Source organism: Rossellomorea aquimaris (assembly GCF_001877785.1).
GTDB classification, from domain to species: domain Bacteria; phylum Bacillota; class Bacilli; order Bacillales; family Bacillaceae_B; genus Rossellomorea; species Rossellomorea aquimaris_A.
The window spans coordinates 175,803-192,265 of record NZ_MINN01000106.1 but is presented as its reverse complement, the minus strand read 5'-3'; the positions used below and the strand labels follow the sequence as shown (position 1 = coordinate 192,265).

The window sequence follows — 16,463 nt, the reverse complement described above, 5'->3', positions numbered from 1 at the left end:
GTTGTTATTTTTCTTTTCCGTTATGATTGTTCTCCCGCTGTTCTGCAAGCTTCTCGTTGATTTTTTTCATTTCCTTGCAGCGCTGGGTAAGACTTACCACGGTATCTCCCTGTTCGATCTTCGGAGAAGCACCCTCTGTAAAGAATTCGATTCTTCCTGAAGGCTTGAGGGCGAATAGCAGCAGCGTGTTTTCATCACGTTCTTCAAGATAAGATTCGAAGCTGTATTTTTCCGTGATGCTCGTCTTCCTGAACACATCTCCTCTTTCAATTCGCTTATTCAACTCTTCCCACGTCACATTTTCCTGGAAGAGGATCCTTCCGCCGAGGGTGTGGACCATGTCTTCCAGATCCACTTCACCCTGATTGCGCAGGCTCAGCTGGAATAAATTATTCCTACCGATTTCAGGGACAAAGGTGGTGCAGACAAGCGCATTATAAGAGTCCAGTTCAGTTGCGGCAATCATATATTCATACGGGGTCAGATCCAGATAGTACTCTGTCTGCTCCGAAAGGATTTCTCCTTTATAAAAAGGAATCCCCGCTTTCCTAACCGTTAGCAGACGCTGCCAGGATGAATCGGCAATCAGGACCGGGACCTTCAATTCCTGGAATGTCTTTGCGAGTTCAGTACTGAAGCTGTTGCCCCCCACGATGACAACACCCGGCTGATCGTCGATTGCAAGATCCAGTTTCTTGGCAAGCCATTTGATCGAGAACCCGTGTGCCACAACAGTCGAGAACACCAGGGCGAACGTCAGCGACGTCAGGATCGAGGCATCCTCGAATCCTTTTTCCAGCAGGACGGAAGCAAAGTAACTTGAAACCGTCAGAGCTACGATCCCCCTCGGGGCGATCCAGCCGACGAGAAGCTTTTCTTTATTCGAAAGATCAGTCCCGATGGTCGACAGCCATATTGACAATGGCCTTACGACGAAAAGCATCAGCAGAACGAATGCAACGATATTCCAATTGAAAATCCGCAGCAGCGTATCAACTGATAACGAAGCCGTCAGCATGACGAAAATGGTCGATATCAGCAGCACCGAGATGTTCTCCTTGAAATGACGCATATCATCGATTGAAGAGATATGCATATTCGCCAGAGTCATCCCCATCACCGTTACTGCAAGCAAGCCGGTTTCATGCATGATTTGATCGGATATCGCAAAACTTGCAAGCACGAGCACGAATACGACCGGAGACTTTAAATATTCAGGGACATGTCCTTTTTCAAAAATGAAGGCAGTGAATTTCCCCACGAGCCAGCCGAAAACTCCCGCAAAAATGGAAGCTGCAAAAAAGAGAAGCAGTGAAGTCACAGTGACATGTTCGCTTATCAGAAAGTTGATGATTTCAAAAGCAAAGACAGCCAGCAATGCACCAAACGGGTCTACCACGATCCCTTCCCATTTCAAGATCGCTGCAGGCCGCGGCTTCAGCTTTGCCTGCCTGAGAAGGGGCAGGATTACAGTAGGACCCGTCACAATGAACAAGCCTCCGATGACAAATGCCACTGCCCATGACAATCCGGCTACATAGTGCGCGCCGAGAGAACCAAAAATCCATGCCAGAAAAGCACCAAATGTAACGATGCGGAAGACAGGCTTTCCAAGTCCCCTTACTTCACGGAAATCGAGATTCAAACTTCCTTCAAATAATATGATGGCCACGGCCAGCGACACAATCGGTTTGAACATATCACCGAAATCAGCTTTGGGATCGATCAAACCGAATATCGGCCCTACAAGAAGGCCTGCTATCGACATCAATACAATGGCTGGCATCCTGAATCGCCATGCGAGCCATTGTGAAGCAATGCCGAGAAAACCGATTAGCATTAAATTAAACAATATAGAATCAATCATCGCGTTCTCCTTTGATGTATAAATTAGTAATTCGCTGCTGTAATGATGGCATTATGCTTATGGAACATGATAATCGGTAAGTGCCGGTCGATGCAAAAGATAAGAATCCTGCTATGTGTTAGTTTACATTTTCACTAATGATTTTAACCAAATAGTCGTTTCCAATTCCCTGCATATCGTCACATAATGAAGCAGCGCACTCAACACTGCACCTGCATTCATGCCGATGATGACCCCTGTCATGCCGAAATCGGGATGCGACCCGAGTATGTAGATCAGGCTGAAAGAAAAAATGCTTGCCCACACTGTATGGATCAGCGCATCCTTTACCAGTCCTAGGCCGATGAGAAATGCCTGGAGAGGAAGTATGAGAAAATGAAAGAAGAAATACGGCCACAGCAGCTTGAGGTAAAACGCAGAGGTGATCGAGTTGAAAAACGCCCCGGTGATATAGTCACCAAGCAAATAATAAATCGCAACTGCCGGCACCCCGTACCCCAGCGTGATCCACATTACCTGTTTCAAATGCTGCAGGATTCCCGCCGCGTCATTCGCAGAAGCCTTCTCGGAAATCGTCGGTATCAGGACGATCAACAGCGAAAAGGCGATAAATGAAGGGAAGAAACCGATGGTGAGCGCAATCCCCGCCATCATGCCGAAATGTTCATTCGCTTCTCCAGCCCCCATCCCTGCATGGACGAGCGCCAATTTTATAAGAAAAGGCTGGACCGCATGGGTGAAAGCATGAAAGATCCTCAGGACGGTGGTCGGGACAGAAACAGATAATATCGACCTCCTCATCTCACCCTTCGATAAACGAACATGCAGGATGCTTTCCTTCCCTTTACCCCTCCGGTTAAGAATGTAAGCCTGAATCAAATAAATAAATACGACTGCTTCACTGGCGACCAGCGTACATAATGCAATAAAGATGGATGTATCGCTCGTGAAGGATAAAAATTGATAAATGGAAACAAGGAGGATCAGCTGTATCCCTTTACGCAGAAAATTAGCAACCGCGATTTTCCGCATCTGCTGGACCCCCATAAAATAACCCCTTGTGATCGAGGTGAACGCCACAATCGGAATGACTGCCAGGATCAGCCAGCGGATACCTGCATGAATCCCTTCGAACAGCGGTGTCCACATATAGACAAGGACCATCCCTATCAAAAGGAAAGTTGTCGTCAGCACCGCAAACCTGAACACATACTGAAGCATGCCGCGATGATACTTCTCATCTTTTTCCGCAATGAACTTCGACAAGCTGATCGGCAGCTCCATACTCGAAAGAATCACCACCAAAAAAACCGTCGGTAAAATCGACATATATGTACCAAGCCCCGCCTCCCCGAGCTCCCGGGCCAAAATCATATTGATCATGAACTCGACCAATTCACCAAAAAAAGCCGTTATCACAAGCACCAATGTGCCCTTTAAAAACAAACTCATAGATCCGGACCACCTTCGAGTGAGATGTTTCATTGTATGATGGTTGTCCGGTGATTATGTGTTTGGAGCGGGTTAGCGAGATATTGATATGATCCGGTAGTGATGCCAGGCTCGAATAGGGTAGATTGAGCCTGGCTCAGAATGGGGGGTGAGCCAGGTTTAGGACGCCTTTTTTGATTCAGGCTCGATTGAGGTGATTTGAGCCAGGCTCAGAATGCCTGGATTGAGCCTGGCTCAACTTCGTAGCCTCAACCTTGTGAGTTCGGATTCGAACGCTCGGCTTAGAAGCAGTTGCGGGGCGGTTCGTTGGGATTCTGGCGAAATTTGTAGATTTTTGAAGAATCGTCGGTATCACCGGAAAATTGTCGATAAACTGGATTTTTCGTCGATAAAAATGAATTTTGGTCGATAAACCCTCATTTTCGTCGATAACCACTCATAAAACGTTGATAACTCATATTCCGCCATCCATATATAAAAACCCAGCCCCTCCCCCGTAAAAAAACAGCCCCCGCACCAAGCGGGAGCTGTCAATCTTACCTTCTTACCTTATACTTCTTCTGTCACGTTCTTTTTACGGGACATTTTTCGTTTCAACTTCATTAAAATCTCATACACAATCGGTACGACGATAAGTGTCAGCAGCGTCGAACTTGTCAGTCCGCCGATGACCGTCACACCAAGGCCTTTCGAGATAAGTCCGCCGCCTTCAAGACCAAGTGCAAGCGGGAACAGTGCACCTATTGTAGCGATCGCCGTCATCAGGATCGGACGCAGACGGGTCGCGCCTGCTTCAAGGAGGGCTTCGCGTGTTGATAACCCTTCGTTTTCTTTATGGATGACGCGGTCGATCAATACAATCGCATTCGTCACGACGATACCGATCAGCATCAGGGCTCCGATCATGGAAGAGATACTGATGGTTTCCCCGGAGATCAGCAGGGCGACAAGGGCCCCTGTGATTGCGAACGGAAGCGAGAACAGGATGGCAAATGGCGCAAGGCCGCCGCCGAATGTAATGACCAGGATCAGGTAAACAATCGCAATCGCTGCAAGCATCGCAAGACCCAGTTGCGTGAATGATTCCTGGATATCCTCTGTCACCCCGCCCATGTTCACATCGATGCCGGATGGCAGGTCGAGTTCCTCAATGTCTTTCTGGATGGCAGCGGATGCCTTGGAAACATCGCTTGAGCTCAGTTCACCGCTGACTTTCGCGTACACCTTGCCGTCCCGTCTTGAGACGGTATCAGATGTTTCGCCTTCTTCGACCTTCACGACATCTTCAATCGGCACTTCCATGCCCAGCGGAGATTGAATCGTTTTGCCAGTCAGATCTTCAATGTTTTCATATTCTTCTTTTTCAACATCAAGATAGACATTTACGTCTTCCCCGTCTTTCTCGATCGTTGTCAGGACAGGACGTTCGCGGGTCTGTCCGAGTTCCATGGCAATCTGACCCGCAGTCAAGCCGTACTGGCTCAGTTTTTCCTGGTCCGCAACAAGCGAGTATTCATCATATGACTCGGAGATGCTTGAATCCACTTTTTTAACATCCTTGATGTCTTTCATCTTACCCTGTACTTCATTTACGACAGGTTTGATTTCCTCAAGTGTGTCACCGTATACAAATACGACGATTTCATTGCTTCCGGCACTCGCGGAGAAATCCTGCTGTGCCCACTCGCCTTTACCTGTCTGTTTCTGAAGGTCCTGGATGACTTTTTCTTTTTCATCCGCAAAATTTTCTGTGTCGTCATTGTATTCCACAAAGAAGATGGCATCGCTTGTGCTGCCGGGATTCATCGGGTTTTCCCCTCCGACTGAATACTGGATCGTTTCTGCATCTTTACGGCCCTGCAGGTATTCTTCCGCTTCACCTGCGATTTCCATTACATCTTCTTTCGTCTGACCAGGCTCCGGCTTATACGTAGCCATCATCATTTTTTCTTCATCGGAAGGGATGAAACTGACACCGATGCGGGGAACAAGGAACAAGCTTCCCACAAGCATCGCCACTGCAAGGATTGAAGTGATGATTTTATGATTCAGTGTCCAATTTAGTACTCCTCTGTACCAGTTCGCCAGGCGGCTCGTCTTCTCTTTATGCTTCTTGCCTGCACTTTTTTTGAACATGGAATGCGCAAGCATCGGCACGATGGTCACGGCAACGAGAAGTGATGCCAGCAGGGCAAACACAATCGTCAATGCAAATGGAAGGAAAAGCTCTCCTACCATGCCGGAAACAAGCGCCAGCGGAAGGAATACCGCAATCGTGACAATCGTTGAAGACATGATCGGCACGAACATTTCTTTCGTTGCTTCACGGATCAGTTCTTTCCCTTTCAGCATTTCACCCTTCAGGGACATTCTTCGGTAGATGTTCTCCACTACGACGATGGAGTCATCGATGACGCGTCCGATGGCTACCGTCATCGCACCAAGTGTCATGATATTCAACGTGATATCCATTTGATTCAACAATAAGATCGCAATTAAAAGCGATAATGGAATCGAGATGACCGAAATGATCGTCGATTTGATGTCACGAAGGAAAAGAAGGATGATGATGACCGCGAATACTGCCCCGAACAATGCCTTATTCAGCATCGTGCTGACGGATTGTTCAATCGGTTCACCCTGATCAAAGGTAGAGATGATCTCGATATTGTCGATATCTCTCTCGAATTTCTTCACTTCATCTTTTACCGCATTAACAACATCGACCGTATTGGCATCGGCCGCTTTTACGATTTGAACGCCGATGGACTCTTTACCATTGGTTCTTGAAACCGATTCGGCTTTACCGGTCACCTCGATGTTTGCGATATCTCCCAGTTCAACCGTAGGGATCTTCACATCGGCTGGCATGTTCTGCTGAGGTGTTGCCTGTTGAGATGGTGCCTGTTGGCCCTGTGCACCCTGGGACGGGGCCATGCCCTCTCCGCCGGACGGTGTCACAGGAATTTTAATTTCTTTCAAATCTTCCAGAGTGAAAATATTCCCGTCAACGAGAACCGATTTCTGGGTGTCACCAAACGTATAAAGACCGAGCGGCGCCGTCACATCGGAGCCCTTGATCATATTCTTGACCGTTTCTTCATCAAGGCCGTATTGCGCGAGCTTTTCCTGGTCAAAAACAAGATTGGCTTCTTGTATTTCCTGACCGGATACCTGGACAGAAGCGACCCCGTCAAGACCTTCGAGGCCCGGGATGATGGTCTCTTCGACTGTAGAAGTTAACTGGGCAAGTGATTGATCCTCATTTGCCACACTTAACGCGATGACCGGGAATGCGTTCATGCTGATCCTTGTCACATCAGGCTCTTGAACGCCATCCGGGAACGAAACTTCAGATAAAGCTTCCTCCACTTCGGTTTTCGCTTCATCCATATCCTTTGAAAATTTGTATTCAATTTGGACGGAAGATGCGTTTTGGAAAGATGAGGAACTCACTACATTTACACCGTCCAAGTTTTCCAGACGTTTTTCAATCGGTTCAGAGACTTTTTCTGCCACATCTTCAGGCGCTGCGCCTGGGTAGACAGTCGTCACACTGACAACCGGAACATTGATATTCGGAAGTGTTTCAAGCTTCATATTAAAGCCTGAATATAAGCCTGCCACGATGACGATGATAGTCATCAGCCAAACAGCAAACTTATTCTTAAGCACAAAATTGATTATACTGTTCACTCTCTATTCATCCCTTCTCTTTCTGACTGACTAGTCATAACATAGACTAATATAACTGACCATACAGTCAACAGTCAATACTTGTTAGAAAATAAAGGTTTATTTTTACTGACCAATCGGTCATAATGTAAATAAGGAGTTTACCGGGGAGCGAAAAGCATGAAGGAAAAAGAAAAGTTAATCATCGAAACATCCATAAAGTTATTTGCCAGCAAAGGATTCAATGCCGCCTCAGTCCAGGAAATCGTGAATGAGTGCGACATTTCCAAGGGGGCATTTTACCTGTATTTCAAATCGAAGGAAGCCCTTCTGCTGGCCATCATGAAATATTATTTCGAAATGATCAGGGACCAGGTGGATCTTATTGAACACGAAGACCTGGTCCCATATGAAAAATTCCGCAAGCAGCTTGAGTTCCAGCTCGTGGAAGTCTGGAAACATAAAGAATTCATCATCATGCAGATCAGGGAAAACGCGATGCCGTTCAACGAAGACATACATGCCCTGCTTCATCAAATGAAAGTACACACTTATGAATTTTATAAACGCCGGCTGACCGCCATCTACGGAAATGAAATCGAACCATATTTCTGGGACCTGTCACTGATCATCCAGGGCATTCTTAAATCTTACCTGGAAGTCGTTATACTCGATAAAATTGAAATGGATTTCCGCTACTTGTCGGAATTCATTCTGAAACGTGTGGACGACCTGGTTCACGGTCTCCTAGGAAGTGGGGAAGAACCTGTCCTGTCCACAGAAAAACTGACTCCCCTGTTGCAGTCGGCGGAAGCCGGGCCGTTAAATGAAGGAATGCTTATCAGGATGATTGACGAACACCTGGAGAGTGTCGAGGACGAAACCGGACTGGTCTCACTTGAAGTGATTAAAGAAGAGATATTGAAGGAAGAAACACGGCCGATCGTCATCAAAGGAATGATTGTCAACATAGAAGGCTACCCTTCGCTGCGCAGATTGGTGGAGAAAATCAGGGAGTATTACGAGCTTTAGGAGCATTTTGCATGGGCCGGGTAGGGATACCCGGTTTTTGATTGTTCGGGGCACTGCGGTTGGATTGGTAACCGCTAAGTTAGAATCATTTTTATAGGAGCATTAGGAGCATAAAAACAGAATCAGGAGCATAAATCCCGAGATAGACAGCATATCTCCCTTCTGCTATAAAAACACAACCTCTCATACAGGTAAATCCTTCAATAAATCATTCGAATTGTGAAATTCCACCAGTATCTAAGCTGAAATCAGCTGAAAAACCGGCCTAATCCATCACAAATCCAACTCACTTCCCCACTAACCGCCATACTTCTCTTTCAATCCCCTGATTCCTTCCTTACAAACTCCATATTCCAGCCATGAACATCCTTCACATAAGTAATCGAGATCATCCGGGTTCACTTTTTCAGCCGTCAGCCGGACAAGATTTGATTTCATATAGCTCTCCCCGGCTGTTAATCCTAAGTGGCTGATTACTTTCCAATCCATCGACAGGACGTGTCCGTTTGAGTCCTCACTCTTCACGCATGCTGTCCGTCCCCTGTGCGGACAAGCCTGACAGGCATCATCGAATCCCTGCAGCACCTGCACCTGAAAATCCGAATCTTCATCACGGAAATCATCAGTGATTTCTGTCATGACTTTAACGAAGCCCTCGCTGTACCCCATCCCCCTGAATCCGTAGGTACATAAGAGATGGTGGCCCCTCAGCTTTCTTTTCATCCATGAAGCGCCTCCTTTTAATTTCCTATATTAATAGAATCTTCATCCTAATACTAAAAGAAATCTCCATCATTTTCTAGACACTCCGGAAAAAGCAGTTATAATAGATTTAGTCTTGTTTGAGAAGGAGGTTTTGAAGGTGAAGAAGTTTGCTCTATTATTTCTGTTAAGCACAATCGTGTTTTTCGTCCCTATGCAGGATGCAGACCGCTATGTATTGATTACGGACGATGAGCAGAGCATAACAGATAACTCCTATATTACAGGAGTCGATGTGATTCTTTCATCGGTGTCATCTTTGCCGCAGCTTCCTGACAGTTTGCTTCCCCAGAAGCCTTCTATACCTTTCAAACAAGCCATCCTCACTTCACTTACCAATGTGAACTTCTTTGCCATGGTCATTTCGCCTGATTCCGGCGGATTCCTCCATATGGTCATGCACTGTTCGAATTACCTCTCTATCTAAATCTCATACTCAAATGAATAGATGATTTATTTTCAACTTCAGTCATTTCTGAGGTCTGTTTGCATTGCCTCAGAAAATCAAATTCTGAGTATAGGAGAGAGTTTCATTGAGAGAAAACAATTATAGTAAAGAGACGATTATTTGCATCATCACCTGCCTTGCAGGTCTGACTGCTTTCTTAGGGGCAATTTATTTATCTTCCATCTTAATGGGAAAAAGCCTTGATTCCATTTTCCCCGATATCCCTGCGTCGCAGTTGATGAACTGGGATAAGATTGCAAAAATATTCGGCCTCTGATTGCCGCGGGCATCATGTTTTTTATAAACCACTTCAGTTTATGGCAGAAGACTTTTACAGAATGGAGAGCAACAATGGATCTATACACATTAGTTAAAGCAATCATTTTAGGACTGGTAGAAGGTCTGACAGAATTTGCGCCAATCTCATCGACAGGACATATGATCATTGTGGATGACCTGTGGCTGCAGTCAAAGGAATTTCTGGGTAAGTACCCGGCGAATACATTCAAGGTAGTCATCCAGCTCGGCTCAATATTGGCAGTGGTCGTCATCTTCAGGGAACGGTTCATAGATATGCTGGACTTCACGTCCCGGAGAACAGCAGTTAAATCTTCCGGTCACAAATTAAAGCTGTCACACGTCATTGTCGGGCTGCTTCCGGCAGGTGTGCTGGGTGTCCTGTTTGAAGACGCGATCGATGAGTATTTATTTTCAATCGAGACGGTCCTGGTCGGTTTATTCGTCGGCGCGATTTTCATGATCATTGCCGATGTGATCAGTTCGAAATACAACTCTGTGAAGGTTGAATCGGTGGACAGGATCACTCACAAGCAGGCGTTGATCGTCGGACTCATCCAATGTCTCGCACTTTGGCCGGGCTTTTCACGGTCGGGTTCTTCGATATCGGGCGGGGTCCTGCTTGGCATGAATCACAGAACGGCAGCAGATTTCACCTTCATTATGGCTGTGCCGATCATGCTAGGCGCAAGCGTTTTGTCTCTCGCAAAGAACTGGCAGTTCTTTACGATCGATGCCCTTCCGTTCATGGCTGCAGGATTCATCTCAGCATTTATTTTCGCGCTTGTTTCGATAAAATTCTTTTTGAAGCTGATCAACAAAGTGAAATTGATCCCGTTTGCGATCTACCGCATTTTGCTGGTATTGGTCATTTATGTACTATATTTCTAAAATAAAAAGGCCCGATACCAGAGTATCGGGCCTTTCTTTCATACTGATTAATCTCTTAAACGAGCTTTCACGGTATCGAATTCTTCCTGTACTTCTTTTGTTGGACCATTGCCGACAAAGCTGAAGATCACAATTGCAATCGATGCAAAGATGAAACCTGGAAGTAATTCATAGATATCGAACAGTCCGCCTGTTAATTGTGCCCAGACAATGACTGTTACAGCACCTGTAAGCATACCTGCAAGTGCACCATTTCGGGTCATGCGTTTCCAGAACAAGCTGAAAATGACTACCGGACCGAATGCGGCACCGAATCCGGCCCAAGCATAACTTACAAGCTCCAATACTTTACTGTCACGATCGTATCCAAGGAAAATGGCGATGATCGCGATGACAACCACTGAAATACGGCCGACAAGAACTTCTTCTTTTTGGCTGGCATCTTTGCGGAAGATGGCCTTATAGAAGTCCTGAGCGAGCGCGCTTGATGAAACAAGCAGCTGTGAATCGACTGTGCTCATGATGGCAGAAAGGATTGCCGCCAGTAAGAATCCGGCTACCCAAGGGTTGAACAGAACTTGGGAGAACATGATAAACACTGTTTCTGAATTCTCTAGCGGTGAATCAGCAAAATATGCGATACCTGAGAATCCGACAAAGATTGCCCCGAAAAGGGAAACAATCATCCATACCATACCGATCAGGCGTGCTTTTGGAATTTCTCTCGTTGATTTGATACCCATAAAGCGCACGATGATATGAGGCTGTCCAAAGTATCCCAGTCCCCATGCCAACAGTGAAACGACACCTACAAATGTTGCGCCTGTGTAAATGTCAAGGTAAGATGTATCAATTGCCCCGACAGCACTTACTGTTTCATTCCAGCCGCCGAGCTCATTGATTGCAACAACCGGGATGATGATCAATGCAAGGAACATCAGGATCCCCTGGATGAAATCCGTCCAGCTCGCTGCCAGGAACCCGCCGAAGAATGTGTAAGACAGGATGACTGCAGCACCTACCCAAAGCGCCAAACGGTAATCCATGTTAAATGATTCTTCTAATAAGATTGCTCCACCGACTAAACTAGATGAAGTGTAAAAGGTGAAGAAAATGAGAATGATTATTGCAGAAAACACTCGAAGTATTTTGCTTTTATCGTGGAAACGATTTTCAAAGAAATCAGGAACGGTAATCGAATCGTTCGCTACTTCCGTATAAACCCTGAATGGTTTCGCAACGAATTGCCAGTTCAGGTATGCCCCTACAGCCAGTCCGATTGCCAGCCAGATGGAACCCATTCCGCTTGCATATACTGCACCCGGAAGACCCAGCATCAACCAGCCGCTCATGTCTGAGGATCCCGCACTCAGCGCTGCAACTCCCGCGCCCAGACGTCTTCCTCCCAACACATAGTCAGATAAGTTACTTGTTAATTTAGCAGCTAAGTAACCAATGATTAACATACCCACTAAATAAATAATAATCGACGTTAACGTTTCTATATTGATATCCATAGTCTGTTATCTACTCCTTTGTTTTTTCTGTAAAGAATGTAATGATCGATAAAAGAATCAATAGCGGCATCGGTATGGTCAGCCATAGCCAGGTTGCCAAAGTTAATTGTTCTCCCACGCAGCAACAACCTCCTTATACATATTTTTGTATTTTTTATACACCATAAATCTCTTCTGCAATAACCTTCTCCGATGTAGACACAAGAATTATCATAACATAACACAGAAAAAATAAAAGTCCGGCGTTCTAAAAACGAGGATACCAGTGAATAAATATACATTAATTATCCATTTTAAACACAAATATATAGTATTACTCAATATTTATTCATCAAAAATTATTTAAATTTATTTTAAAGAGACCGTGACATTTATCCTGTTTTTAAAAAGAAAGACCGAGCTGATAGGCTTCTTCCATAGTTTTTTCATAATCGAATTTTTTATCCTCGTCCATCGTGTCAAAAAAGAATTTTGTTTCTGAACTCATTATGCCCATTTTTTTAGAAATACCATGAATTAATTGGTGTTTTAGAGCGGTATCATGTCCGCCTGAAGTAAATTCCTGCTCGGTATCGCCGGCCAGTCCCAGCCAGATCACTTTGTCAGCACGGAATTTAGAAGGAGAAGGGTAGAAGAAGACTCTATCTATATACCCTTTTAAAATGGCCGGTAAACCACCCCACCATATCGGAAATATAAATACATAGGCATCATAACGTTTCAGTCTCTTCCTCTCGCTTTCTACCACGTGTGTCGCCCGCGTCTTAACAGGATTCCCCCATCCGGGCTCATCTTTTTCCTTGAGTACCGGATCGAATTCTTCCCGGTAGAGATCCAATACTGTCGCTTTATGCCCCTGTTCCTGTAAACCTTCCTGAAAATGCTTGGCAATCGAGAACGTCAATGAATTTGTTCTGGGATGTGAAATAATGATCAATACTTTCAAAATATCACCTCTTAGTTATCAATTGTAACAATAAGGACGGCTTTTGAAAAAAATTGTCCCATTGACGTCTGCAAGTAAAGGATTGAGAAGGCATATAAAAAAGACCTGATCCCGATAAGACCAGGCCTGTCATCAGTAAACATCATCATCGAAAAACCGTTTGATCTTCTCGATTTCTTCATTGCTTGTTTCTGATGAGATGTATGGATTGTCTTCGGTGACCGGCGTATCAAGATTCGTCTTGATTTCAAAAAAAGGGCCCTGTGAAGGCTCCGCAATCAGCCGATCATCAAGCTCCTTGAAGTCAGGCAGTTCTTTTTTTCCTTTATCCACTTCCACTGCCTCCTTTCTAATGGGCTTCCTTCTCTTTTGTATAGGCAATCAGCACAATATCCTCATCGGTCTGGCTGCGCAATTCACTTTCGATTTGCTGCAGTTTGTTCAGAGTTTCATGTGAAAGATTTGCCACCGGATAATTTTCTGTGTTCATCACCATTCCCCCTTAACCATTTTCGTTTTGCTGGCCGATCTCTTTACCGGCAAAATAGATATTCCCTTCCTCGATCGACCGAAGTTCATCGACTGATTCACCATGGAAGGCTTCCTTGAATTCTACCGAAGTATAGCGCCCATCCTTCTCAGGCATAAAGCTTTGATAATCCGGGTTGATGGGTGTGTCAAAATTCAATTCGGTATTTTTCTTTTCTTTATCCACCTGTACCACCTCCATGGTTTAGTATGAGTCCTGCGGCTCCAATTCATGCAGGGTTGTTTCCAGGGGAGGTCGGTCCAAAAGAAAAAGCGTACTCCATTTAGGAATACGCTCCAGGTTGTTACTCTCCCAGATCGACATTATGATAGACCTGCTGAACATCTTCCAGGTCTTCAATGGCATCGATCATTTTCTCGAATTGTGCCTGAGCATCTTCAGGAAGCTCGACATCATTTTGTGCCAGCATCGTCAGTTCGGCAACCGTGAACTCGTCCACGCCTGCACTCTTGAACGCTTCCTGCACGGCATGGAATTGATCCGGCTCAGCATAGACGATGACTGCATCGTCTTCTTCGATGATGTCGCGGGCATCAACGTCCGCCTCCATCAGAATTTCAAGAACCTCTTCTTCAGATTTCCCTTCAACACCGATGACAGCAGTTGCATCGAACATATACGCAACTGAGCCGCTCACACCCATGTTACCGCCATTTTTACCGAACGCCGCTCTTACTTCCGAAGCTGTGCGGTTCACGTTGTTTGTCAGTGCATCAACGATGACCATTGATCCATTCGGCCCGAAGCCTTCGTAGCGCAGTTCATCATAGTTCTCCTCAGAACCGCCCTTTGCCTTTTCTATGGCACGGTCGATGATATGTTTCGGAACGTTGTACGTTTTAGCACGCTCAAGCACGAATTTCAAATTCTGATTCAGGTCTGGATCCGGCTCGCCGGATTTAGCCGCTACATAGATTTCACGTCCGAACTTCGCATAAATGCGGCTTGTGTTTGCATCCTTTGACGCTTTCTTTTCTTTAATATTATTCCACTTACGTCCCATTCTGTTTCACTCTCTTTCAGTCTATAAAATTAATCGCTAATGAATGTTTGTTTGTCTATTTTATTATACATGAAATGGGCGAAAATTGGCTAATGTGTTGGAGTGGGCTGAGTCTGGTTCTTTTTATTTAAAATTGTCTCCGGTTAGTAAAGAAAATGGATGATTTGTTCAAATAGGATCCTCAATCGACTTTATGAGTTTGTTGAACGGCGGTAATTTGGTGGTTGGGGCGGGGTTATGATCCATTTTGGAGATTTATGATCCATTCTAGAAAAATATGATCCATTTTGGAGATTTATGATCCATTCTGAGGATTTATGATCCATTTTAGAAAAATATGATCTTTTAAGAATCATTCTAATAACTGATCTGCTTCTAAAAAAGTTTCATGATAATATATTCTGGCAGCCACAAAATTAAATTGACCATAAAATAGTTCAAAAAGAAAAACCGGCTCTACAGCCGGCTTTGTTCCTGGTATGCACTGATTTCTTCGTATTCACTTTCCAAGAGACGCGGCAGCCGGATGAAGATCGGCATCAGTCTCCGGTAGGCTTCTGTTGCTTTTTCGTCAGGCTGATGGGAATGGACGGAGCCGACCATCGACTCGACTTCTTCCAGCGAGCCCAGGGTCCCTTGCCCGTACATGCCGAGGACGACCGCTCCAAGACAGGAGCTTTCAAAGCTTTCCGGCACTTCGACTTCCTGATCGAAGATATCCGCTAGCATCTGGCGCCACAGCTCTGAACGTGCGAATCCACCCGTTGCCTGTACACGGGTCGGGGAACCGATCAGTTCCTCGAGGGCGAGCAGCACGCTGTACAGATTCATGACGATCCCTTCAAGCACCGCCCGGATCATATGCTCTTTTTTGTGATGCATGCCGAGTCCGAAGAATGATCCGCGGGCTTTTGCATTCCATAACGGAGCCCTTTCCCCTGCCATATACGGGTGGAAGAGCAGCCCTTCCGATCCCGGTTCAACTTTTTCTGCGATGTCGGTCAGTACTTCATAAGGATCTTTCCCTATTCTCTTGGCAACTTCCACTTCGGCTGAAGCGAGTTCGTCGCGCACCCATCTGAAGATCATACCGCCGTTATTCACCGGTCCTCCGATGACCCAGTGCTTATCCGTCAATGCATAGCAGAAAATCCGTCCTTTTGGATCGGTCACAGGCCGGTCGGTAACGGCCCGGATGGCTCCGCTCGTACCGATGGTCACTGCCACGACACCCGGTTCGATGGCGTTCACCCCGAGATTCGACAGGACGCCGTCGCTTGCGCCGACTACAAAAGATGTGTCCGCCGGCAGTCCGAGCATTTCTGTATATTCCTCTTTCAAGCCTGTCAGACTTTCGGTTGTAGGAACAGGTTTTGATAATTGGACGCTCGTTACACCTGCTGTGTTTAACGCTTCTTCATCCCATGCGAGATTTTCCAGGTTGAACATCCCCGTTGCAGACGCGATGGAATAATCGACAACATATTCACCGAAGAAACGGTGAAATACAAATTCTTTTATGGAAATGAATTTCGCTGCTTTTGAAAATAAATCATTATGCTCCGCATTGAGCCAGGCCAGTTTCACAAGAGGCGACATTGGATGGATCGGCGTGCCCGTCCTGCGGTAAATGTCCATCCCATTGTATTCCTTCTTGATTTTCTCAGCCCACCCGGCGCTGCGGTTATCTGCCCACGTAATCGATCCCGTGAGCGGCTGCCCGTTTTCATCTACCAGGATCAAGCTGTGCATCGCCGAACTGAACGAAACAAACGAAATCTTTTCTTCCGCCTGAACAGTCACTTCCCTGATCGCTTTAATGACTGCACGGAAAATTTCTTCAGGGTCCTGCTCAGCCGTTCCCGGGGCAGGTGTATGTAATGGATATTCCACTCCGTGACGGCAGAGTGCTTCTCCTTTTTCATTAAAAAGTACCGCTTTCGTACTTGTGGTTCCGATATCTACACCAATCATCTGTGCCATGTTCATTCCTCCTGTAACCATTGCTGTGACAAGTATAAAA

Annotated in this window: 15 protein-coding genes; 4 read left to right on the top strand and 11 right to left on the bottom strand. The window is 45.7% G+C overall.

From position 1 onward, the window contains the following. Positions 1 to 4: 4 nt before the first annotated feature. From BHE18_RS15795 to BHE18_RS15785, 3 genes are all read right to left on the bottom strand, one after another. Positions 5 to 1,867 carry a cation:proton antiporter gene (locus BHE18_RS15795; RefSeq protein WP_071619481.1) on the bottom strand — a complete coding sequence of 621 codons (1,863 nt, stop codon included), beginning with the start codon at positions 1,865 to 1,867 and terminating at the stop codon, positions 5 to 7. A gap of 123 nt (positions 1,868 to 1,990) precedes the next feature. Beyond that, entirely contained in the window at positions 1,991 to 3,319 is a 1,329-nt protein-coding gene (locus tag BHE18_RS15790) for an oligosaccharide flippase family protein (RefSeq protein ID WP_071619480.1), read from the bottom strand. Between the two features lie 549 nt (positions 3,320 to 3,868). Continuing rightward, the gene (locus tag BHE18_RS15785) at positions 3,869 to 7,015 is read right to left on the bottom strand and encodes an efflux RND transporter permease subunit (RefSeq protein ID WP_071619479.1); all 3,147 of its coding nucleotides are present in this window, start codon (positions 7,013 to 7,015) and stop codon (positions 3,869 to 3,871) included. A 159-nt stretch (positions 7,016 to 7,174) separates the two neighbouring features. Here BHE18_RS15785 and BHE18_RS15780 point away from each other — a divergent pair, with 159 nt between their 5' ends. Then, positions 7,175 to 8,026: a TetR/AcrR family transcriptional regulator gene (locus BHE18_RS15780; RefSeq protein ID WP_071619478.1), complete on the top strand. Its 852-nt coding sequence runs from the start codon at positions 7,175 to 7,177 to the stop codon at positions 8,024 to 8,026. Positions 8,027 to 8,323: 297 nt separating this feature from the next. Here BHE18_RS15780 and BHE18_RS15775 read toward each other — a convergent pair whose 3' ends face one another. Further along, on the bottom strand, positions 8,324 to 8,749 hold the full coding sequence (locus tag BHE18_RS15775) for a DUF1284 domain-containing protein (RefSeq protein WP_071619477.1): 426 nt from the start codon (positions 8,747 to 8,749) through the stop codon (positions 8,324 to 8,326). Positions 8,750 to 8,888: 139 nt separating this feature from the next. Between BHE18_RS15775 and BHE18_RS15770 the strand changes: the two genes are divergently transcribed. From BHE18_RS15770 to BHE18_RS15760, 3 genes are all read left to right on the top strand, one after another. Then, positions 8,889 to 9,215, top strand: a complete 327-nt coding sequence (locus BHE18_RS15770; protein WP_071619476.1) for a hypothetical protein — start codon at positions 8,889 to 8,891, stop codon at positions 9,213 to 9,215. A 106-nt stretch (positions 9,216 to 9,321) separates the two neighbouring features. Continuing rightward, positions 9,322 to 9,513 carry a hypothetical protein gene (locus BHE18_RS15765; RefSeq protein ID WP_071619475.1) on the top strand — a complete coding sequence of 64 codons (192 nt, stop codon included), beginning with the start codon at positions 9,322 to 9,324 and terminating at the stop codon, positions 9,511 to 9,513. A gap of 74 nt (positions 9,514 to 9,587) precedes the next feature. Continuing rightward, complete coding sequence (locus BHE18_RS15760) at positions 9,588 to 10,424, top strand: undecaprenyl-diphosphate phosphatase (RefSeq protein ID WP_071619474.1); 837 nt, start codon at positions 9,588 to 9,590, stop codon at positions 10,422 to 10,424. A gap of 47 nt (positions 10,425 to 10,471) precedes the next feature. On the opposite strand, the gene putP is transcribed toward BHE18_RS15760, so the two are convergent. The 7 genes from putP to gntK form a co-directional block, all read right to left on the bottom strand. Further along, positions 10,472 to 11,941: a sodium/proline symporter PutP gene (putP, locus tag BHE18_RS15755; protein WP_071619473.1), complete on the bottom strand. Its 1,470-nt coding sequence runs from the start codon at positions 11,939 to 11,941 to the stop codon at positions 10,472 to 10,474. Positions 11,942 to 12,323: 382 nt separating this feature from the next. Beyond that, complete coding sequence (locus BHE18_RS15750; RefSeq protein ID WP_071619472.1) at positions 12,324 to 12,887, bottom strand: NAD(P)H oxidoreductase; 564 nt, start codon at positions 12,885 to 12,887, stop codon at positions 12,324 to 12,326. A gap of 132 nt (positions 12,888 to 13,019) precedes the next feature. Then, entirely contained in the window at positions 13,020 to 13,220 is a 201-nt protein-coding gene (locus tag BHE18_RS15745; protein ID WP_141771900.1) for a hypothetical protein, read from the bottom strand. Between the two features lie 16 nt (positions 13,221 to 13,236). Next, complete coding sequence (locus BHE18_RS23285; RefSeq protein ID WP_171910724.1) at positions 13,237 to 13,377, bottom strand: hypothetical protein; 141 nt, start codon at positions 13,375 to 13,377, stop codon at positions 13,237 to 13,239. 12 nt (positions 13,378 to 13,389) lie between these two features. After that, positions 13,390 to 13,602, bottom strand: a complete 213-nt coding sequence (locus BHE18_RS15740) for a hypothetical protein (RefSeq protein WP_071619470.1) — start codon at positions 13,600 to 13,602, stop codon at positions 13,390 to 13,392. 118 nt (positions 13,603 to 13,720) lie between these two features. After that, positions 13,721 to 14,440, bottom strand: a complete 720-nt coding sequence (locus BHE18_RS15735) for a YebC/PmpR family DNA-binding transcriptional regulator (protein ID WP_071619469.1) — start codon at positions 14,438 to 14,440, stop codon at positions 13,721 to 13,723. Between the two features lie 456 nt (positions 14,441 to 14,896). Further along, entirely contained in the window at positions 14,897 to 16,414 is a 1,518-nt protein-coding gene (gene gntK, locus BHE18_RS15730; RefSeq protein ID WP_071619652.1) for a gluconokinase, read from the bottom strand. Positions 16,415 to 16,463 lie beyond the last annotated feature (49 nt).